The organism is Paenibacillus sp. USDA918EY (assembly GCF_009870825.1).
Classification (GTDB): domain Bacteria; phylum Bacillota; class Bacilli; order Paenibacillales; family Paenibacillaceae; genus Paenibacillus_AQ; species Paenibacillus_AQ albilobatus.
Genome location: NZ_WTWY01000009.1, coordinates 177,205 through 194,690, shown reverse-complemented (window position 1 = coordinate 194,690; position 17,486 = coordinate 177,205). Strand labels below are relative to the sequence as shown.

Sequence of the window (17,486 nt, the reverse complement as noted above, 5' to 3'; positions counted from 1 at the left end):
CCACAGATGAAAGGGAAGCAAACGGGGGACTTCTGACATGAAGAAATTGATGATGGTTTATCTTTTGCTGATCGTTGCTTTTGTCGGATACGTGGTGATGTACAGACTTGAAGACCAACGCCGCAGCACCGGTTGGCAGGACGGCGGCCTGCACGGCAGCATCGGTGAAAACTACGTTATGGTCACCTTTCAATCCGGGATGGAATATTGGAAAAACATCCTTAAAGGGTTCGAGGACGGGGGAGACGCGCTGGGCGTTTCCGTCGATTACCGCGGATCCACCCAGTATGACGCGAAGGAACAGATCACCGTGCTGGAGCAGGTCATCGCCAAAAAACCGGCGGGCATCGCCTTGTCGGCCATCGATTCCAAGGCGCTGACCTCGACGATCAACAAGGCGGTGGACGCGGGGATCCCCGTCGTTTTGTTCGATGCCGACGCCCCAAACAGCAAGGCGTACTCTTTTCTCGCCACGAACAATTACGAAGCGGGTGCGACGGCTGCCGATGAAATGGCGCGGATCCTTGGACGCGAAGGCCAGGTAGGAATCATTACCCAGCCCGGCCAGCAAAACCATGACGACCGGATGTCGGGATTCCGCGATGCCATCGCCGCCAAATATCCCGCGATGTCGGTCGTGGACGTCAGGGAAGGAAAAGGGGACACGATGATCGCCAAAAACGCGGCAGCGGAAATGATAAAGAAACATCCGGAATTAAAGGGCATTTTCGCCACGGAAGCGAGCGGGGGGGCCGGGGCGGCGGATGCGGTCATCGCGGCGAACAAAACCGGCAAGGTCAAAATCATCGGATTCGATACGAATAAGGCCACCTTGGACCGGATTTCGGACGGGACGATTTCGGCGACGATCGCCCAGGGCACTTGGAACATGGGTTACTGGTCCCTGCAGTATCTGTTTCACCTCCATCACGGTCTTACGGTGCCCGCCCCGACGCTCGGCAACGACGTTTCGCCCTTGCCGCCGCGGGTAGATACAGGGGTTACGGTCGTAACCCGGGAGAATGTGAATGATTATTATGCGAAATAAACGGACAACATGGCGCGACAAGTGGATGCAGTGGAGCCGGTTCAGCGATTTGCCGCTTCGGTATAAGCTTAGCGTGCTGTTTCTGATGGTTGGCATCCTTCCGTCGATCGCGCTCGGGATACTGGTGAATTTCACGGTAAACCGCATCGTGGACAAGCAGGTGACGGAAGGTACGATCCAGTTGATCGGCAAGGTCAACCAGACGCTCGACAACGACATGGAAAACCTGCAAAACATCACCTATCTGATCGGATTCGATCCGAAGGTCAAACGATTCCTTGACGGAAGCATTTCCGCGGGAAATGCCGGGATGGCCGAAGGCGGGCGGCAGCAGCCGGCGCTTGACGATAAAAACGCCGAATTGTACGCCATCAAGCAGTATTTGCAGGGCTTTACGACGCTTTATCCGGAAATTGCGGCCATCCTGGTCGTGAACGGCAGCGGGGACTATGTCAGCAACGAAATGTATGCGCGGTCGCCGGACAATCTAACCCGGGATAGCTGGTACCTGGAAGCCGCCAAACACGAAGGTTTGTTTACGGTGCTCGGCCATCCGCAGCAACGGAATGTAACGACCCATGTCCATTATGCGAATGACGAGCTGGTTTCGGTCGTCCGTTCGTTTGTCGATCCCGATACGCGAAAGGTGACGGGGGCCGTGCTGATCGACCTGAAGCTGCGGGCGGTTGCGAGAGCGGTGCGGAATGTGACGCTCGGGAAAAACGGGTATCTCATGGTAACGGACAAAAGCGGCGAGCCGATTTATACGCCGGAGGATCCTTTGGTTCCCGAAGTGCCTTCAGCCTGGATTCCCGGGGAGGACAGCGGCGCTTTCGTCAAGGAGGCCGGGGGACGGCGGCTGCAGTTCATCTACGGCACGTCATCGTTTACCGGGTGGCGGACCATCGGCGTATTCGAAACGAATGAAGCGGTATACGAGGTCCGTCAAATCCGTTTTTATCTCATCTGCTTTTTGTTCGTCGTCTGCCTGTTCGGCCTGACCGCGTCCTATACGCTGTCCCAGTCCATCGCGAGGCCGATCCGTCAGCTCATGTCCTTCATGCAAAAGGCCGAGTCCGGGGATTTGACGGTCCGCTACTTGAGGCATCGGCAGGACGAGGTCGGGATGCTCGGCCGCAGCTTCAACCGCATGCTGCTGGAAATACGCAAGCTCATCAGGCTGAACGAGCTGCGCGAGCGGCAAAAGCGCGAGGCCGAGCTGCGAAGCCTTCAGGCGCACATCAAACCGCATTTTTTGTACAATACGCTGGACACGATCCATTGGATGGCGAAGAAAAAAGGGGCCGACGACGTGTCCGACATGGTGGAGTCGCTGTCCAGGCTGTTCCGGATCGGTCTTAGCAAAGGCAGCGACATCATCCCGATCCGGGATGAATGGACGCATATTTCCAGTTATCTGCAAATCCAAAAAACGAGATACCGCGATAGGCTTCATTGCGAGCTGCTGCTTTCCGAAGAAGCGGAAGGGTTGTTCGTGCTGAAGATTCTTCTCCAACCGATCGTCGAAAATGCGATCTATCACGGGATCAAGGCCCGCAGAGGTCCGGGCCATATCCGGATTGCGGCATCCGTTGAACAGGATATGCTGGTCTTGACGGTATCGGATGACGGTGCGGGCATGCCGCCCGAAAAGCTTAAGGCGCTGCGCATGCAGCTGCGCGATCCGCTGGCGGCGATGGAAGCAAGCGGCGGAGAAGAAGGACCGGCCGGCCGGAGTTACGGGATGCTGAACGTTCAGGCGCGAATCCTCCTCGCTTTCGGGGAGGAGTACGGGATTTCGCTCGAAAGCGCCGAGGGCTTCGGCACGAACGTAACGATCCGCCATCCGTTGCTTTACGGAGTGCCGTCTCCAACCGATAACGATGGGGGAAATAGTTGATGAAGAAGTTGTACCAAGTACTCATTGCCGACGATGAACCGATTATCCGCGAAGGAATTATCGACGCCGTCGATTGGCTGGGGCTCGGCATGGAGGTCGCCGCGGAGGCCGAAGACGGAGAAGAGGCGCTCGAAATCGCGCAGCGGATCCAGATCGATCTGGTATTGGTAGACATGAACATGCCGATCATGGACGGCATTGCCATGATGAAAAAACTGAAGGAGCTGCAGCCGGCCTGCCGTTTCGTCATCATTACGGGCCATGACGAATTCGCATATGCGCAGGAAGCGATCCGGCTCGGCGTAAAGGATTACATCCTGAAGCCGGTTAACGCGGACCACTTGAGGGAAGTGCTGCACAGCGTCAAGGACGAGCTCGACGAGCTGCATGTGCGCGATCGTTATTTGAAAAAAGCCTCCGAGCAAATCGAAAAAAACATTCCGGTCTTGCGCGAGCGTTTTTGCCGGGAATGGGTCCAAGGATTCGTCGATGAATCGGAGGCGATGGAGCAGCTTGAGTTTTTGGGCCTTCCTTCCAAGCTGCCGGCGCAGATCGGCGTCGTCCGCTGGCCTGAAACGTCCGCGAACCAGCCGCTGATGAAGGAAGGCGAAAGGCAGCTGTTATTGTTCGCCATCGAGAACATCGTGTCCGAATTGGTTCAGCACGCCGTCCATTTGCTTTTCCGCGAGCATACGGGACTGATCGGAATTTGCCTGTGGGACGAAGCGCCGGTGGAAACCGCGGCGGAAATCGAACAGGCGGTGCAAAACTTTTTGAAAATTGCGGTCCACGTTCATTTCGAGCCGGTAAAGGAAGGACCCTCAGCCGTGGCGGAGGCCTATGACGCCTGCCGGGAAGCCGTGTTCAAGGAAGCTCAGCTGTCGCCGCTCGTGCGGCGGGCAAGGCAGCTTATCCAAGAACAGTACGGCCGACCGGAGCTGACGCTGGAATCGTTTGCGTCCAGCCTGCAGGTTTCGCCGGTGTATTTAAGCCGAATGCTGAAAAAGGAGCTCGGAACCTCTTTTGTCGGCTTCCTGACGCAGGCCCGGATCCGGAAGGCCGCACAGCTTCTCAATTCGACCCCGATGACCATGTACGAAATCGCGGAGCAGGTCGGGTACGAAAGCCAGCATTATTTCAGCACCGCCTTCAAGAAAGTGATGGGCGTTTCGCCCAACCGCTACCGAAAAGGCGAAGCTTCCCAGGACATGTAACCGCTGTTCGTGTGTCCAAGCAATCATTGCTCAATCATAGGTACGCCGAAGGGCATCCCATTGAACCGTTCATCAACGGTAAAAGGGGGTGCCCTTTTTTAATAACAAAGGCAAGTTCAATCCAAACGGCTTGTTCTTTTGCACAAAGGTATGAAATTTATAAAAAATGGTCGAATCGGTGAAAAGACCCCGACCGGTCTTCGCGTGTATCCTTTTTGTACAGAGAGGCATGACGCCCAGGATGGTGTAAGCGCTCCAGGGCGCAGCATCCAGGAAAGGAGATTGAACCGATGAAGAAAGCAATCGCAGGACTTCTGATCGCGTCGATGCTCATGGTCCTGACGGCCTGCAATTTGGCCGAGAGGGGGGCCGGAGACAAAAGCAAAGGTTATGTCGGGCTCGCCATGCCGACCAAATCGTCGGAGCGCTGGGTAGCCGACGGGCAAAACATGGAGCGGATGTTTCAGGAGAAAGGATACAAGACCGATCTGCAGTTTGCGGAAGACGTCGTCGAAAATCAAATCTCGCAAATCGAGAACATGATCACCAAAGGAGTCGATGTCATCGTCGTGGCTTCGATCGACGGAAACACGCTGTCCGACGTCATCAAAAAAGCGCATGACCGGGGCATCAAGGTGATCGCTTACGACCGTCTCATCCGCAACACCGAATACCTGTCCTATTACGCCACCTTCGATAACTTCCAGGTCGGCGTGCTGCAGGCATCCTATATCGAGAAAAAGCTCGGGCTGAAGGAGGGCAAGGGACCGTTCAACATCGAGCTGTTCGGGGGATCGCCGGACGATAACAACGCCTATTTCTTTTACGACGGAGCCATGTCCGTCCTGAAGCCGTACATCGATTCCGGACAGCTGGTCGTCCGCAGCAAGCAAACGACGATGGCGCAGATCGCCACCCTGCGTTGGGACGGATCGCTCGCCCAGTCGCGGATGGATAACCTGCTCAGCGCCAACTACTCGGGCGCCCATTTGGACGCGGTCCTGTCTCCGTACGACGGCATCAGCATCGGCGTCATATCTTCCCTTAAAGGCGTCGGGTACGGAACCGCGAAAAAACCGATGCCGGTCATCACCGGGCAGGACGGGGAGCTCGCTTCCATCAAATCCATCGTGGCCGGGGAGCAAACCCAAACGGTGTTCAAGGATACGCGGAAACTTGCGGAGCAGGCGGTCAAAATGGCGGAAAGCGTCCTGAAAGGCCAAGAGGCCGAAGTCAACGACACCAAATCCTACGACAACGGGGTAAAGGTCGTACCGGCTTACTTGCTCCCTCCGGTGTCGGTCGACGCGTCCAACGTCGAGAAGGAGCTGGTGGAAACCGGCTATTACACCAAGGAGCAAATCGGCCTGAAATAAGCCGTCCATATACTCGAACGATCGGAAGGTGAAACCTATGTCGGAATACATTCTTGAAATGCGGAACATTACGAAAGCGTTTCCGGGCGTCAAAGCGCTCGACAACGTCAACCTGAAAATCCGGGAAGGCGAAATCCATTCGCTGTGCGGGGAAAACGGGGCGGGCAAATCCACGCTGATGAAAGTGTTAAGCGGCGTGTACCCGCACGGCACGTACGAAGGGGATATTTTGTTCAAGGGCAGCGTGTGCGAATTCAAAAACATCAAACAAAGCGAAGAGCTCGGCATCGTCATCATCCATCAGGAGCTGGCGCTTATTCCTTACCTGTCCATCGCGGAAAACATTTTTCTCGGCAACGAACGGTCCCGAAAAGGCTTGATGAACTGGAACGAGACGATCGCGGGTTCCCGCGAGCTGCTGCAGAAGGTAGGGCTGAACGAACATCCGAACACGCCCGTAGGGAACCTCGGAGTCGGCAAGCAGCAGCTGGTGGAAATCGCGAAAGCGCTCTCGAAGAAAGTGAAGCTGCTTATTTTGGATGAACCGACGGCCGCATTGAACGAAGACGACAGCGAAAACTTGCTCCAGCTGATGCTTGAGTTCAAGAAGCAGGGCATTTCCTGCATCCTCATTTCCCACAAGCTTAACGAAGTTTCGAAAGTGTCGGATTCGATCACGATTCTGCGCGACGGACAAACGATCGAAACGCTCGACATGAAAAGCGGGGATGTGAACGAGGACCGCATCATTCGCGGCATGGTCGGACGGGATTTGACGAACCGCTATCCGGAACGTATGCCGAACATCGGCGACGTTATTTTGGAGATCAAGGACTGGACGGTATATGACGAGGTTCGGGCCGACCGCAAAGTGCTCGACAACGTCAACCTGCATGTCCGCCGCGGAGAAATCGTCGGGATTGCAGGACTGATGGGAGCGGGTCGGACGGAACTGGCGATGAGCGTCTTCGGCAAATCCTACGGCCGAAACGTCAGCGGCACGCTGTACAAGGACGGCAAGCCCATCGAAAACAACACCGTGACCCAGGCCATAAACAACGGCTTTGCCTACGTGACGGAAGACCGCAAACATTACGGGCTGATCCTGATCGACGATATCAAGCGCAACATTTCGCTTACCGGGCTTTCCAAGCTGGCGAAAAAAGGCGTCATCAACGACAAGCAGGAAATTCTCGTCGCGGAGGACATGCGGAAAAAGCTGAAGATCAAAGCGCCGAACATTTTGCAGAAAACCGGCAATCTCAGCGGCGGCAACCAGCAGAAGGTGGTTCTCAGCAAATGGATATTTTCCGAGCCGGATGTTCTGATCCTGGATGAGCCTACGCGCGGCATCGACGTCGGGGCCAAATACGAAATTTATACGATCATCAATCAGTTGGCCGACGAGGGGAAAGCCGTTCTGGTCATCTCGTCCGAGCTCCCGGAAATTTTGGGCATCTGCGACCGGATCTACGTAATGAACGCGGGACGAATTACCGGGGAAGTCAGCCGGGAAGAGGCTTCGCAGGAAACATTGATGAGATTCATGACCAAGACTGGAGGTCCAAAGCATGGAAACGATTGTTAAATTGTTCAAAAATAACATCCGCCAATACGGAATGATCATCGCGCTTGTCGTTATCATGATCTTTTTCCAATTGATTACGGGCGGCCTGCTGCTCGAGCCGATCAACATAACGAACCTGATTTTGCAAAACAGCTATATTCTCGTTCTGGCCATCGGCATGGTGCTGGTCATCATTACGGGACACATCGACCTTTCGGTCGGATCGGTCGCCGCCTTCGTGGGCGCGGTCGCGGGGATCATGATGGTGGATATGCACCTGCATCCGGTCATTGCGGTCATCGCCTCGCTCATCGTCGGCGCGCTGATCGGCGCATGGCAAGGTTTTTGGGTCGCTTACGTCAAAATCCCGGCATTTATCGTCACGCTTGCGGGCATGCTGCTATTCCGGGGATTGACCATGATCGTGCTGAAAGGCCAATCCATCTCGCCGTTCCCGGCAGGCTTTCAAAAGATCAGCTCCGGTTTCATCCCGGATTTGGGCAGCGGCAGCATCAATGTGGTGGCGATTGCGGCCGGCGTCATTTGCACCGTCATTTTTGTCATCAATGAACTTCGCGACCGGAAATCCAAGAAAAAATACAACTTCGACGTTTTGCCCGGCGGTTTGTTCATCCTCAAGCTTGTCATTATCGCGGCCATCATCGTAGCGTTTGCGTTTATGCTGGCCAGTTACGCGGGGCTGCCGAACATTTTGATTCTGCTGCTTGCGCTTATTCTCATCTATTCCTTCGTCATGAACAAAACGGTGATGGGACGCCATATTTACGCGATCGGCGGCAACGAAAAAGCGGCGGGGCTGTCCGGTGTCAAAACGAAAAAGGTAACGTTCTGGGTGTTCGTCAACATGGGCGTCATGGCGGCCATCTCCGGCCTGATCTTCGCCGCGCGCCTGAACGCGGCAACGCCAAGGGCCGGCACCAACTTCGAGCTCGACGCGATCGCCGCAAGCTTCATCGGCGGGGCTTCGGCGACAGGCGGCATCGGAACGGTGTTCGGGGCGATCATCGGCGGGCTTGTCATGGGCATCCTGAACAACGGCATGTCGCTCATCGGCCTTGGCATCGACTGGCAGCAGGGCATCAAAGGGCTTGTCCTGCTTGCGGCCGTCGCCTTCGACATTTACAACAAAAAGAAAAGCAGCGTATCGTGATTCGGCAAAATAGACGGGGGCAGGCGTGCTTCCGTCTTTTTTTGTCCGCGCCGAATTTTCATAGGCGAATGTTTGATTTGTCTCCGGAATGGGTAATACATAAGTATGCCGTTTCGAATGGCGGCGATAGATTTGGCGATATCCAAGGAGGTAATGCTAGATGTCACATACGCTTACGGCTGAGCCGAGAAAAGATACCAAGCACTCGAGCTTGCGCAAACTGAGGGAAAGCGGGCGCATTCCGGCCGTCGTTTACGGCTCGCAAACGGAAAGCATCCCGCTGAGCGTCGATGCCAAGGAACTGATGAAGGTGGCCCGGACGGGACGCACCGAAATGTTTAAGCTAAAAGTGGAAGGCACCTCCGATTTTAACGTGATCATTAAAGATTTCCAGAAAAAAAGCGGGGCCGTGAGCCACGTCGATTTCTTGCAAATATCCGCGAACAAGCGGCTGAAAGTCCGCGTGCCGATCGAATTCCAGGGAACCGCGGAAGGAACGAAAGTCGGCGGCGTGCTTCAGCATCTGGAAACGGAGCTTGAGGTTGAAGGGCTGCCAGCAGATTTGCCGGCTACGATCCCGGTGGACATTACGCATCTCCAGATGGGGGACAAGCTGGCCGCTTCGGACATCAAGCTGCCTGAAGGCGTGACGCTGGTGGCTTCCCCTGAAGAATTGATTGCATCCGTCACCGCTCCGCGGGCCGTGCTCCAAGACGAAGGCGAAGCGGAAGCCGAGGGCGATGCAGCGCCGGAAGCTTCGGGAGAAGAAGCGAAGGAATAGAGATGATCAGCTTCCGTCGTTCGGGTTGACTCGAAACCGGAAGCCGAAACATAAAAACACAGCCCGTCTCCCTGGGGAGCAGGCTGCGTTTTTTTATTCGGAGGCGCCCATCCATTCTTCATATAGGCGGCGCAGTTCCTCCTCGAGCCGTTCGCGGATGCTGTGCAGCTCCGCCAGCCGCTGGGCGTCGCTGGCGACAGCAAGGTCCATCATTTGCGCATCGAGGCTCTGAATTTGCCGTTCGGCGATTTCGATTTCCTCTTCCCAGTTTCTTGGCGGCATTTTTGAAACGGCCGCAGGCTTCTTCCTGGAAGCCGGTACAGAAAGGGCTTCGGTTTCCCGCACGGTCGCCGGCTTTTCCGAAACGGCGCGCCGCCGATATTCCTCCAGCCCTCCATGGATGAGCTCAAGCCCGCCCTGCCCCAAGCTCCAAATTACGCTGCCAAGACGGCTTATAAAGTAACGGTCATGGGAGACGGCAAGAATGGTTCCCGGAAAGTCCTCCAGCGCTTCTTCAAGCACCTCCCTGGAGTCGATATCCAGATGGTTGGTCGGTTCGTCGAGAATGAGCAGATTCGGCTTCAGCTCCATCAGCACGGCAAACCGCAGGCGCGTCCATTCGCCCCCGGATAGGCTGGCGACGTTTTTGAACACGTCGGGTCCGTAGAACAAAAAGCGCGCCAGCTTGCCCCTGGCTTCCCCTTCCTCGATGCCCGCGTGCTCGCGGTAATATTGAAGCACCGTCTGCCGGACGTCGTCCGGATGCTCCTGCTGCGCAAGATAACCGACGACAACGCGGGACCCCAAGGAAACCGCCCCTTCCGTCACCGCTTCACGTCCCAAAAGCATGTGCAGCAAGGTGCTTTTGCCGCACCCGTTCGCCCCCAGCAGCATAGCGGTTTCGCCATAACGGAGCAGCCCGTTTACATTCCTGAACAGGAAGCGGTCTCCGAAGGCTTTGCCGACTTGATCAAACAGAACGACCTGTTTGCCCGAACGGTCATCCTGCTTGAGCCGGAGATCCATTTTTTTGCGTTCGAGCACGGGCCGTTTCACCTTCACCATGCGGTCGAGCGCTTTTTGCATCGAAGCGGCGCGCCGGTGAAAACCCGCATTCGGCGGATTGGCCTGGTTGCCCCATTCGATCAGCTGTTTGATGCTTTCCTGCATTTTTTTGATCTTTTTCTGCTGTTCCTGATATTCCGCGAATTGCAGCAGCAGCCGTTCTTCCTTCTCTTTTTGGAAGCCGCTGTAGTTGGCATGGTAGATGAACGCTTCGCCGTCTTCGATTTCAATCACCTTCGTGACGAGCCGATCCAGAAAATATCGGTCATGCGAAATGACCAGCACCGTGCCGGCATATTCCGCCAAAAACTGCTCCAGCCATTCCAGCGCCGCCATGTCCAGATGGTTCGTCGGCTCATCCAGCAGCAAAAGGTCCGGCTGCTCCAGCAGGAGCGATGCGAGGCCGATTTTCGTTTTCTCCCCGCCGGAGAGGGAAGCGAAGGCTTGGGGCAGCTGCTCCGCGGGAATCCCCAGGCCGGCCGTGATTTTGGCGATCGAAGCTTCGATTTCATAACCGTTTGCGCGTTCGAACCGCTCCTGCAGCTTGCCGTATTCGTCAAGCCAGCCCGCCAGCGCTTTCGGATCGCCGCTTTTTTTCGGATCGGACATGAGCGTTTCCAGCGTACGCATCCGGTTCTGCCATTCGAGGACAAGGGCAAACGGGCGAAGGAGCACGTCACGAACCGTTTCTTCCGCGGCGGCTTCCGGAATTTGGGCGAGCAAACCGGTTTTCACCCCTTTTTGGATGGCGATTTGGCCCTGATCCGGGGTTTCGTCCCCGTTCAGAAGCCGGAGCAGGGTCGTTTTGCCGCTGCCGTTCCGGCCGATGAGGGCAACCTTTTCCCCGCGGGAAATTTCGAAGCTGATATCGGACAGCACCAGCTGGGCGCCATGGTATTTTTGCACGTTTTTGCATTGAATCATCATTTGTTTTTCCTCCATAGATGCCGGGACCTACAGAAAAAAAGCCGCAGGGAAATGTCCCCGCGGCTTGAACGTTCAACGCATATTCATCCGTTGAAGTTAAGGTAGGAGCGGCATTTCGCAATTTTTTGAAGCAACCGGATATGGGAAAATGGACAGACTGATCCCGTCAAATGCCGCTGCATGAAAAATTCCGGACAATACCATCGGCAACTGATTGATCCGGTCGTTCGAAAAATTGCGCACCACTGCTACCTCACCTCCTTCAAAATATAGATATGTACATTTTAGAGAGTTCGGACGCAAAAAGCAATAGGCTGATGACTATATTCGGGATTGATGCCGACGGCATCGTCACAGGCGACCCTTTGGGCTGTATAATGAAATAAAACACTGCACAAAGATCCAGGGGGAAGTTATGAGCAAAATTATGTTTACCGGCGGGGGTTCCGCAGGTCATGTCACCGTAAATCTGGCGCTGATGCCGTTATTTTTGGAGGAGGGCTGGTCCGTCGAATATGCGGGTTCCGCGGCAGGCATCGAAAAAGATCTGGTGGGAGCCCTGCCCGAAGTCAAATATTTTCCGATCTCGACAGGCAAATTAAGACGTTATTTTGACATTCAAAACGTAAAAGACCCGTTCAAAGTGGCCAAAGGCGTGTATGAAGCATACCGGTTGATCAAAAAGCGCAAGCCGCAGGTCGTGTTTTCGAAAGGCGGTTTCGTGTCCGTTCCGGTGGTGATCGGAGCCTGGTTGAACAAAGTGCCCGTCATCATCCATGAATCGGATATTACGCCGGGCCTCGCCAACCGCATCTCCATTCCGATGGCATCCGTCGTCTGCACGACGTTCCCGGAAACGGCCGAACAAATGAATACGGATAAAAGCCGTTACGTGGGCGCGGTGGTCCGGAAGGAGCTTCATCAGGGGAATGCCGACCGCGGAAGGGATTTTTGCGGTTTCCAGCGGAACCAGTTCGTGCTGCTCATCATGGGAGGAAGCCTTGGGGCCCGCAAAATAAACGAAACGGTGAGATCGGCGCTGCCTACCCTTCTCAAATATTTTCAAGTGGTCCATATATGCGGGAAAGGGCAGCTCGACCCGAGTCTCGACATCCCCGGCTACCGTCAGTACGAATACATCAACGACGAATTGCCTGACGTCCTGGCCATGGCGGATTTGGTCGTTTCCCGCGCCGGCTCCAATTCGATTTTCGAGTTTTTGTCGCTGCGCAAGCCGATGCTGCTCATCCCACTCAGCCGGCAGCAGAGCAGGGGGGATCAGATCCTGAACGCCCAATCGTTCGAAAAGGCGGGATATTGCAAAGTTTTGGAGGAGGAAGAACTTGACGGGGACACCTTGTTTTCGGGGGTGATGGACGTGTTCAAAAGCCGGAAGGAAATCGTTGAAAACATGCGGAGCAACCCGAGTTCCGATGCGCTGTCCACCGTTTTCCGCCTAATCAAAGAGACTGCCGACAACAAATAACGAGAACAAGAGTTCTTGATTTTGCGGGATGTATGGTATAGTGGTAAGAAGAGACTAATAAATCAAAATGTAACGATATAGATTTCGGAAAGGACATATTCATGCTGGCATTTACCGCAGAACGAATCAGAACCCTGTGCGGCGTCACGGGCTACAAACGCGGAGAAGCGATGGTAGAACAGGGACAGGTCATGGTTGTGGAGCGCGACGATGAGGACCGCTGCAGCCGGGCCGTCGTTCAGGACGATGAGATCTATCATGTCCACATCGACATTGACGGCGCGGATTTTCACGCGGAATGCGAATGCGGCGCTTACGGCGGTTATTATCCGTACTGCAAGCATATTGCGGCCGTCCTGATCCTGATGCTGGACGAGGAGAAAAACGGAAACGGAGAGCTTCGGCGCAAAGGCGAGGTGGTGCCGCTGCCGACGCCGGGCATCACCTCCCGCGACATTCGTTTGACCGGCGGCCTGATCGATTTATTCGACAAAGCGGCCGACCAAAGCCGCATCAAAGCGGGCCAAAGGCTTGCAAACGCCTTGAAGGAAACGCTCAGCGTCGAATTCATATGCAAAATTACCGACGAATACCAGCCCGAACCCAAATTCAAGATTGAAATGAAAATGGGGCTCAAGCGTCCGTATGTCGTGCAAAACATCCGGCAGCTGCTGCTGCATATCGAGGAAGGCCGGCCGCTGCCGTTTACGAGGCTGTTCACGTACGATCCGTCCGCGCATACGTTCCGGGACGAAGACTGGGCGGTCATCGAGCAGCTGATGCGCATTGCCGCCAGCGAATTCGCTTATGACGAAACGGGAAGGTATTATGCCGGGTATTCCTCATCGGGAAACCAGCGGCTGCTGACGGTGCCGCCCCTTGCATGGGAGACGCTGCTGCCGCGTTTGACCGCTGCGGGAGCTTTGCTTGAGCGGGATTTCGGCGAACCGGCACGGATGGAGGCGAGCGATGAGCCCCTTCCGGTTACGTTCGAAATCAGCGGCGCCGCGAAGGATGCATACGGCCTTGAAATCCGGGGCCTGAAAAAAGCGACGGTGATGAACGCTTACCGCTGCGCCGTTTTGGAGGGGAAAGTGTATCTGTTGCCGGAACGGGAGCTTTATTTGCTGTCCGAGATGAAGTCGCTGTTATACCGCCACGACCACGCGAAAATCCAAGTATCCCCGCATCAAATGGACGCGCTGATGGAGAAGGTCGTTCCGGGCTTGCGCAAGATCGGAAGGGTATCGGTGGATTCCGCGATCCGCGACCGCATCGTCCAGCCGGCGCTGTCGGCCAAGCTGTATTTGGACCGGGACGAGTCGGCGCTGCATGCGAGGGCTGAATTCGTATACGGCGGGATCGTGATCGACGCGCTCGCCGACGACTGGGAAGCGCGGAAAGATGCCGACCTGATCCTCGTCAGGGACTCGGAGAAGGAGAAAAAGCTGCTGGATGCGCTGAACGAAAGCGATTTTATCCGGTTGGACAAGGAATGGTCGCTTGATCTGGCGGAGGAGGACAGCGTGTACGACGTGTTGTTCCGTTTGCTGCCGCGGCTGGATTCGTGGGTCGAGGTTTATGCGACGGACAGCGTCAAGCAGATGGTCCACGCGGGCCGCAAAGCCCCCAAGATCAAAGCGGATACGGACGAGACGACCAACTGGCTGGAAATCCGGTTCGAGCTGGACGGCATCAGCGACAAGGAAATCCGCAAAATTTTGCTCAGCATCGTCGAAAAAAAGAAATATTACCGCCTTGCCGAAGGCTCGTATTTATCGCTTGAGGGAGAAGCTTTTCAAATGTTCGGCGAGCTGTACGACGAGCTTGGAATGAAAAAAGGGGACATCACCGGAAGCCGATTGGAGCTGCCCATGTTCAGGGGCCTTCAGCTGCGAGACCGGGAAAACGGCAGCCTGAAGCTCGGAAAGTCGCTGCGGGCGCTGCTTGACCATATGCTGCATCCACAGCAAGGGGAATTTGCCGTTCCGGCCGAGCTGTCCTCCGTGCTTCGCGATTATCAAATAGAAGGTTTCCAATGGCTGAAAACGCTCGGCTCTTACCGTTTCGGCGGGATTTTGGCGGACGACATGGGGCTTGGCAAAACGCTGCAGAGCATCGCCTACATTTTGTCGGAAGCCCGTGAGCAGGCGGCGCAAAAGCCCGCGCTGATCGTTGCCCCGGCGTCGCTCGTATACAATTGGGAGCAGGAATTTCACCGGTTCGCCCCATCCCTTAAAGTCGAGGTTGCTTTGGGGGCCAAGAAGGAGCGAAGCGAAATGCTTCTACGCATGGCGGATGCCGAAACGGGTACTCAGGAAACCGCAGGCGAAGCCAGCTCGGAATTCGACGCGGATGTGATCATTACCTCGTACCCGTCCCTGCGCAAGGACATCCGGATATACCAGGAGATGGCGTTTAGCACTCTCGTTTTGGACGAAGCCCAGGCAATCAAAAACGCATCGACCCAAACCGCGCAGGCGGTGCGTGAAATCACGGCGGGACGCAGATTCGCGCTGACCGGCACGCCGATCGAAAATTCGGTCGACGAGCTGTGGTCCATTTTCGACGCCGTATTCCCGGGGCTTTTCTCCGGCCTCAAAAATTTCCGCGGGCTTTCCCGCGACCGGATCGCACGGATGGTGCAGCCATTCATTTTGCGGCGAATGCGTGCGGACGTACTGGAGGAATTACCCGAACGGATCGAAACGGTACGGCAGTCCGAGCTGTCCAGGGATCAGAAAAAGCTTTACGCGGCGTATTTGGAGGAATTCAAGGAAGAAACGATGCGCGACCTCGAATTCGAAGGTTTCCAGCGGAGCCGGATGAAAATTTTGGCCGGCATTACGAGGCTGCGCCAGCTGTGCTGCCATCCCGTATTGTTCGTCGACGGATACGAAGGGGAGTCCGGGAAGCTGCAGCAGCTGCTGGAAGTCGCCCAGGATTGCCTGGAAAGCGGCCGGCGGATGCTGATTTTCTCCCAGTTTACGAGCATGCTCCGCATTATCCGGAGCGAACTTGGCAAGCTCGGCATACCGGCATTTTATCTGGACGGGCAAACCCCTGCCAAAGAGCGGCTGGACATATGCGACCGCTTCAACGCCGGGGAAAACGACGTGTTCCTGATTTCGCTCAAAGCCGGAGGGACGGGACTCAATCTGACCGGGGCAGACACCGTCATTTTGTACGATCTGTGGTGGAACCCCGCGGTCGAAGAGCAAGCGGCGGGCCGGGCCCACCGCATGGGGCAAAAAAACGTGGTGCAGGTTATCCGTCTGGTGACGAAAGGGACCGTGGAGGAAAAAATGATGGAGCTGCAGCAGCGCAAAAAAGACTTGATCCGCGAAGTGATGGAACCGGGCTCCGATACCCAAACGGCGCTGACGGAGCAGGAAATCCGCGAGCTGCTGGCGCTGTGACGAAGACTTGTCATCTTACAGAACGAAAAGGGCCGTCCTTTGGAACGGGCCCTTTTTTGATTCGTTGTTTGGACGCCGGCCGGGATCATCCTTTGAACATGCAGCTCATAGGCACTCATCCCTTCTAGCAAATTCCCACAAAAATTGCTGATCTTCCACGGGATTTATGAAGGAGTTTCGGAGGATACGGCGAAATATAGCTGCATAGCACGTAGTATATTTGGCCTATTATCTGTGATTCAATCATGGCTTTCGTATGAGGGGAAGAACGGTATGAGGTACAGTGAAGATCAATCGACAGTAAGCGAAACGGAATGGAATATTCCTTTTTTCGGCAGCGCAATCCAAAACGAAACGTGCCGCAGGCGGGAGGAGCTGCTGTCCCGAAACGACCCGCGGCAAAAGGAGCCGGCCCGTCTGAACGAAGCCGAGCAAGCGGCATCCGCAGCGGAGCGGTACGCCCACCTTCTGGAGCTCATCGACACGGTCCATCAGATCTGCGGGGAATCGGTAGATTGGAGCCGGATTGCGGCCTTGGAGCCTCCGTACGGCAGAGGAGAAAAAGGTCCGCGCGAGCAGCAGGCCGAAACCCGGCTGCGCGAATTTAAACCTACGCGTCTGCAAAAGTTATTGAAACAGGACGCCGTCATCCGGCAGCAGCTGGAGGACGAGCTTGAACGGGCGAAGGAGGAAGACCGTCTGGAATATTCGCGGTGGAAAAGCGCCGCCGATTTTGCGCGCGACATCCTGGAAGGAAACCGCACCGCGTATTTGCGGGTATTGGAAGAATTCGCTCCGCTAAACGATCTGCTGGCCTTGGGAAGCGGCTTGGAGTTCGCCGTCCTTGACCCGGCAACGGTCGAAGTCGAATTGGACGTCAATTCGGGACAAATCATCCCGCATGAATCCAAACGGCTGGCGGAAGACGGAACCCTTGTAACCGTTCCGCTCGAAGTTGAAGATCAAAATGCCTTGGAGTATAAATACGCATGCGGCTGCGCGTTCCGGATTGCCCGCGAGCTGTTTGCGCTGCTTCCGCTTGAAACGGTGATTGTCCATGCCCGCGACACGAAAATAAACCGGGAATCGGGACAAGAGGAGTATGTGACGGTATTGTCCATTCGTTTTGACCGCGGCACGCTTTCCGGCTTGGACGGGGGCACGGAAACCTGTCCGCCATTGCTGGAGCATTTTCACCACCACGTCAAGTTTGATGCCGCTTATGGATTTTTGCCGGTTGAGCAGGTGGACCGCATTTAAATGCGGATTTTGCAAAAATCCAAGGAGCGACATTCAATCAGCAATAGATGGAGCGAAACGGATTAATTCGTCTATATATTGTACCCGGGAGCGGCCGGAATCGAATTTTGCAAAATCCTGAAATATGATCGACGATTATGCCGCCGCAGCTGAGGATTATTTGCCTTCCATGTTCTAAATTGCGAAGTACCGCCGCGAAGGCGGTTTTCTATCGGAAAAGTTTCCGTGGACAGGAACGTTTTCCATATAGCGGTTTTCTTGACGTTTCCGGC

General features: G+C 55.4%; 12 protein-coding genes. 10 read left to right on the top strand and 2 right to left on the bottom strand.

The annotated features are described in order from the left end of the window. The first annotated feature begins 37 nt into the window (after nt 1–37). The 7 genes from GQY55_RS19100 (at nt 38) to GQY55_RS19070 (ending at nt 9,057) form a co-directional block, all read left to right on the top strand. Complete coding sequence (locus GQY55_RS19100) at nt 38–1,048, top strand: substrate-binding domain-containing protein (protein WP_160043473.1); 1,011 nt, start codon at nt 38–40, stop codon at nt 1,046–1,048. Beyond that, a complete protein-coding gene (locus GQY55_RS19095) occupies nt 1,029–2,948 on the top strand; it encodes a sensor histidine kinase (protein WP_160043472.1) in 1,920 nt (639 codons plus the stop codon). The genes GQY55_RS19100 and GQY55_RS19095 overlap by 20 nt, the downstream gene beginning before the upstream one ends. Then, the gene (locus tag GQY55_RS19090; RefSeq protein ID WP_160043471.1) at nt 2,948–4,162 is read left to right on the top strand and encodes a response regulator transcription factor; all 1,215 of its coding nucleotides are present in this window, start codon (nt 2,948–2,950) and stop codon (nt 4,160–4,162) included. Before GQY55_RS19095 ends, GQY55_RS19090 begins: the two co-directional genes overlap by 1 nt. A gap of 290 nt (nt 4,163–4,452) precedes the next feature. Further along, on the top strand, nt 4,453–5,538 hold the full coding sequence (chvE, locus tag GQY55_RS19085) for a multiple monosaccharide ABC transporter substrate-binding protein (protein ID WP_160043470.1): 1,086 nt from the start codon (nt 4,453–4,455) through the stop codon (nt 5,536–5,538). 37 nt (nt 5,539–5,575) lie between these two features. Beyond that, nucleotides 5,576–7,126 (top strand): multiple monosaccharide ABC transporter ATP-binding protein, encoded by a 1,551-nt coding sequence (gene mmsA / locus GQY55_RS19080; RefSeq protein WP_160043469.1) that lies wholly within the window; start codon nt 5,576–5,578, stop codon nt 7,124–7,126. Beyond that, entirely contained in the window at nt 7,110–8,276 is a 1,167-nt protein-coding gene (gene mmsB, locus GQY55_RS19075) for a multiple monosaccharide ABC transporter permease (protein WP_160043468.1), read from the top strand. The genes mmsA and mmsB overlap by 17 nt, the downstream gene beginning before the upstream one ends. 160 nt (nt 8,277–8,436) lie before the next feature. Continuing rightward, entirely contained in the window at nt 8,437–9,057 is a 621-nt protein-coding gene (locus GQY55_RS19070) for a 50S ribosomal protein L25 (RefSeq protein ID WP_160043467.1), read from the top strand. A gap of 93 nt (nt 9,058–9,150) precedes the next feature. Here the strand turns inward: GQY55_RS19070 and abc-f are convergent, their stop codons facing one another. Next, nucleotides 9,151–11,049, bottom strand: coding sequence for a ribosomal protection-like ABC-F family protein (abc-f, locus tag GQY55_RS19065; protein ID WP_160043466.1), 1,899 nt, complete (start codon nt 11,047–11,049; stop codon nt 9,151–9,153). A 96-nt stretch (nt 11,050–11,145) separates the two neighbouring features. Then, on the bottom strand, nt 11,146–11,292 hold the full coding sequence (locus tag GQY55_RS31965; RefSeq protein ID WP_310858620.1) for an RAxF-45 family protein: 147 nt from the start codon (nt 11,290–11,292) through the stop codon (nt 11,146–11,148). 172 nt (nt 11,293–11,464) lie between these two features. On the opposite strand from GQY55_RS31965, the gene GQY55_RS19060 reads away from it, so the two are divergent. From GQY55_RS19060 to GQY55_RS19050, 3 genes are all read left to right on the top strand, one after another. Continuing rightward, nucleotides 11,465–12,535, top strand: coding sequence for an undecaprenyldiphospho-muramoylpentapeptide beta-N-acetylglucosaminyltransferase (locus GQY55_RS19060; RefSeq protein ID WP_160043465.1), 1,071 nt, complete (start codon nt 11,465–11,467; stop codon nt 12,533–12,535). A 101-nt stretch (nt 12,536–12,636) separates the two neighbouring features. Beyond that, nucleotides 12,637–15,954: a DEAD/DEAH box helicase gene (locus GQY55_RS19055; protein ID WP_160043464.1), complete on the top strand. Its 3,318-nt coding sequence runs from the start codon at nt 12,637–12,639 to the stop codon at nt 15,952–15,954. Nucleotides 15,955–16,227: 273 nt separating this feature from the next. Next, nucleotides 16,228–17,214, top strand: a complete 987-nt coding sequence (locus GQY55_RS19050; protein ID WP_160043463.1) for a hypothetical protein — start codon at nt 16,228–16,230, stop codon at nt 17,212–17,214. Nucleotides 17,215–17,486 lie beyond the last annotated feature (272 nt).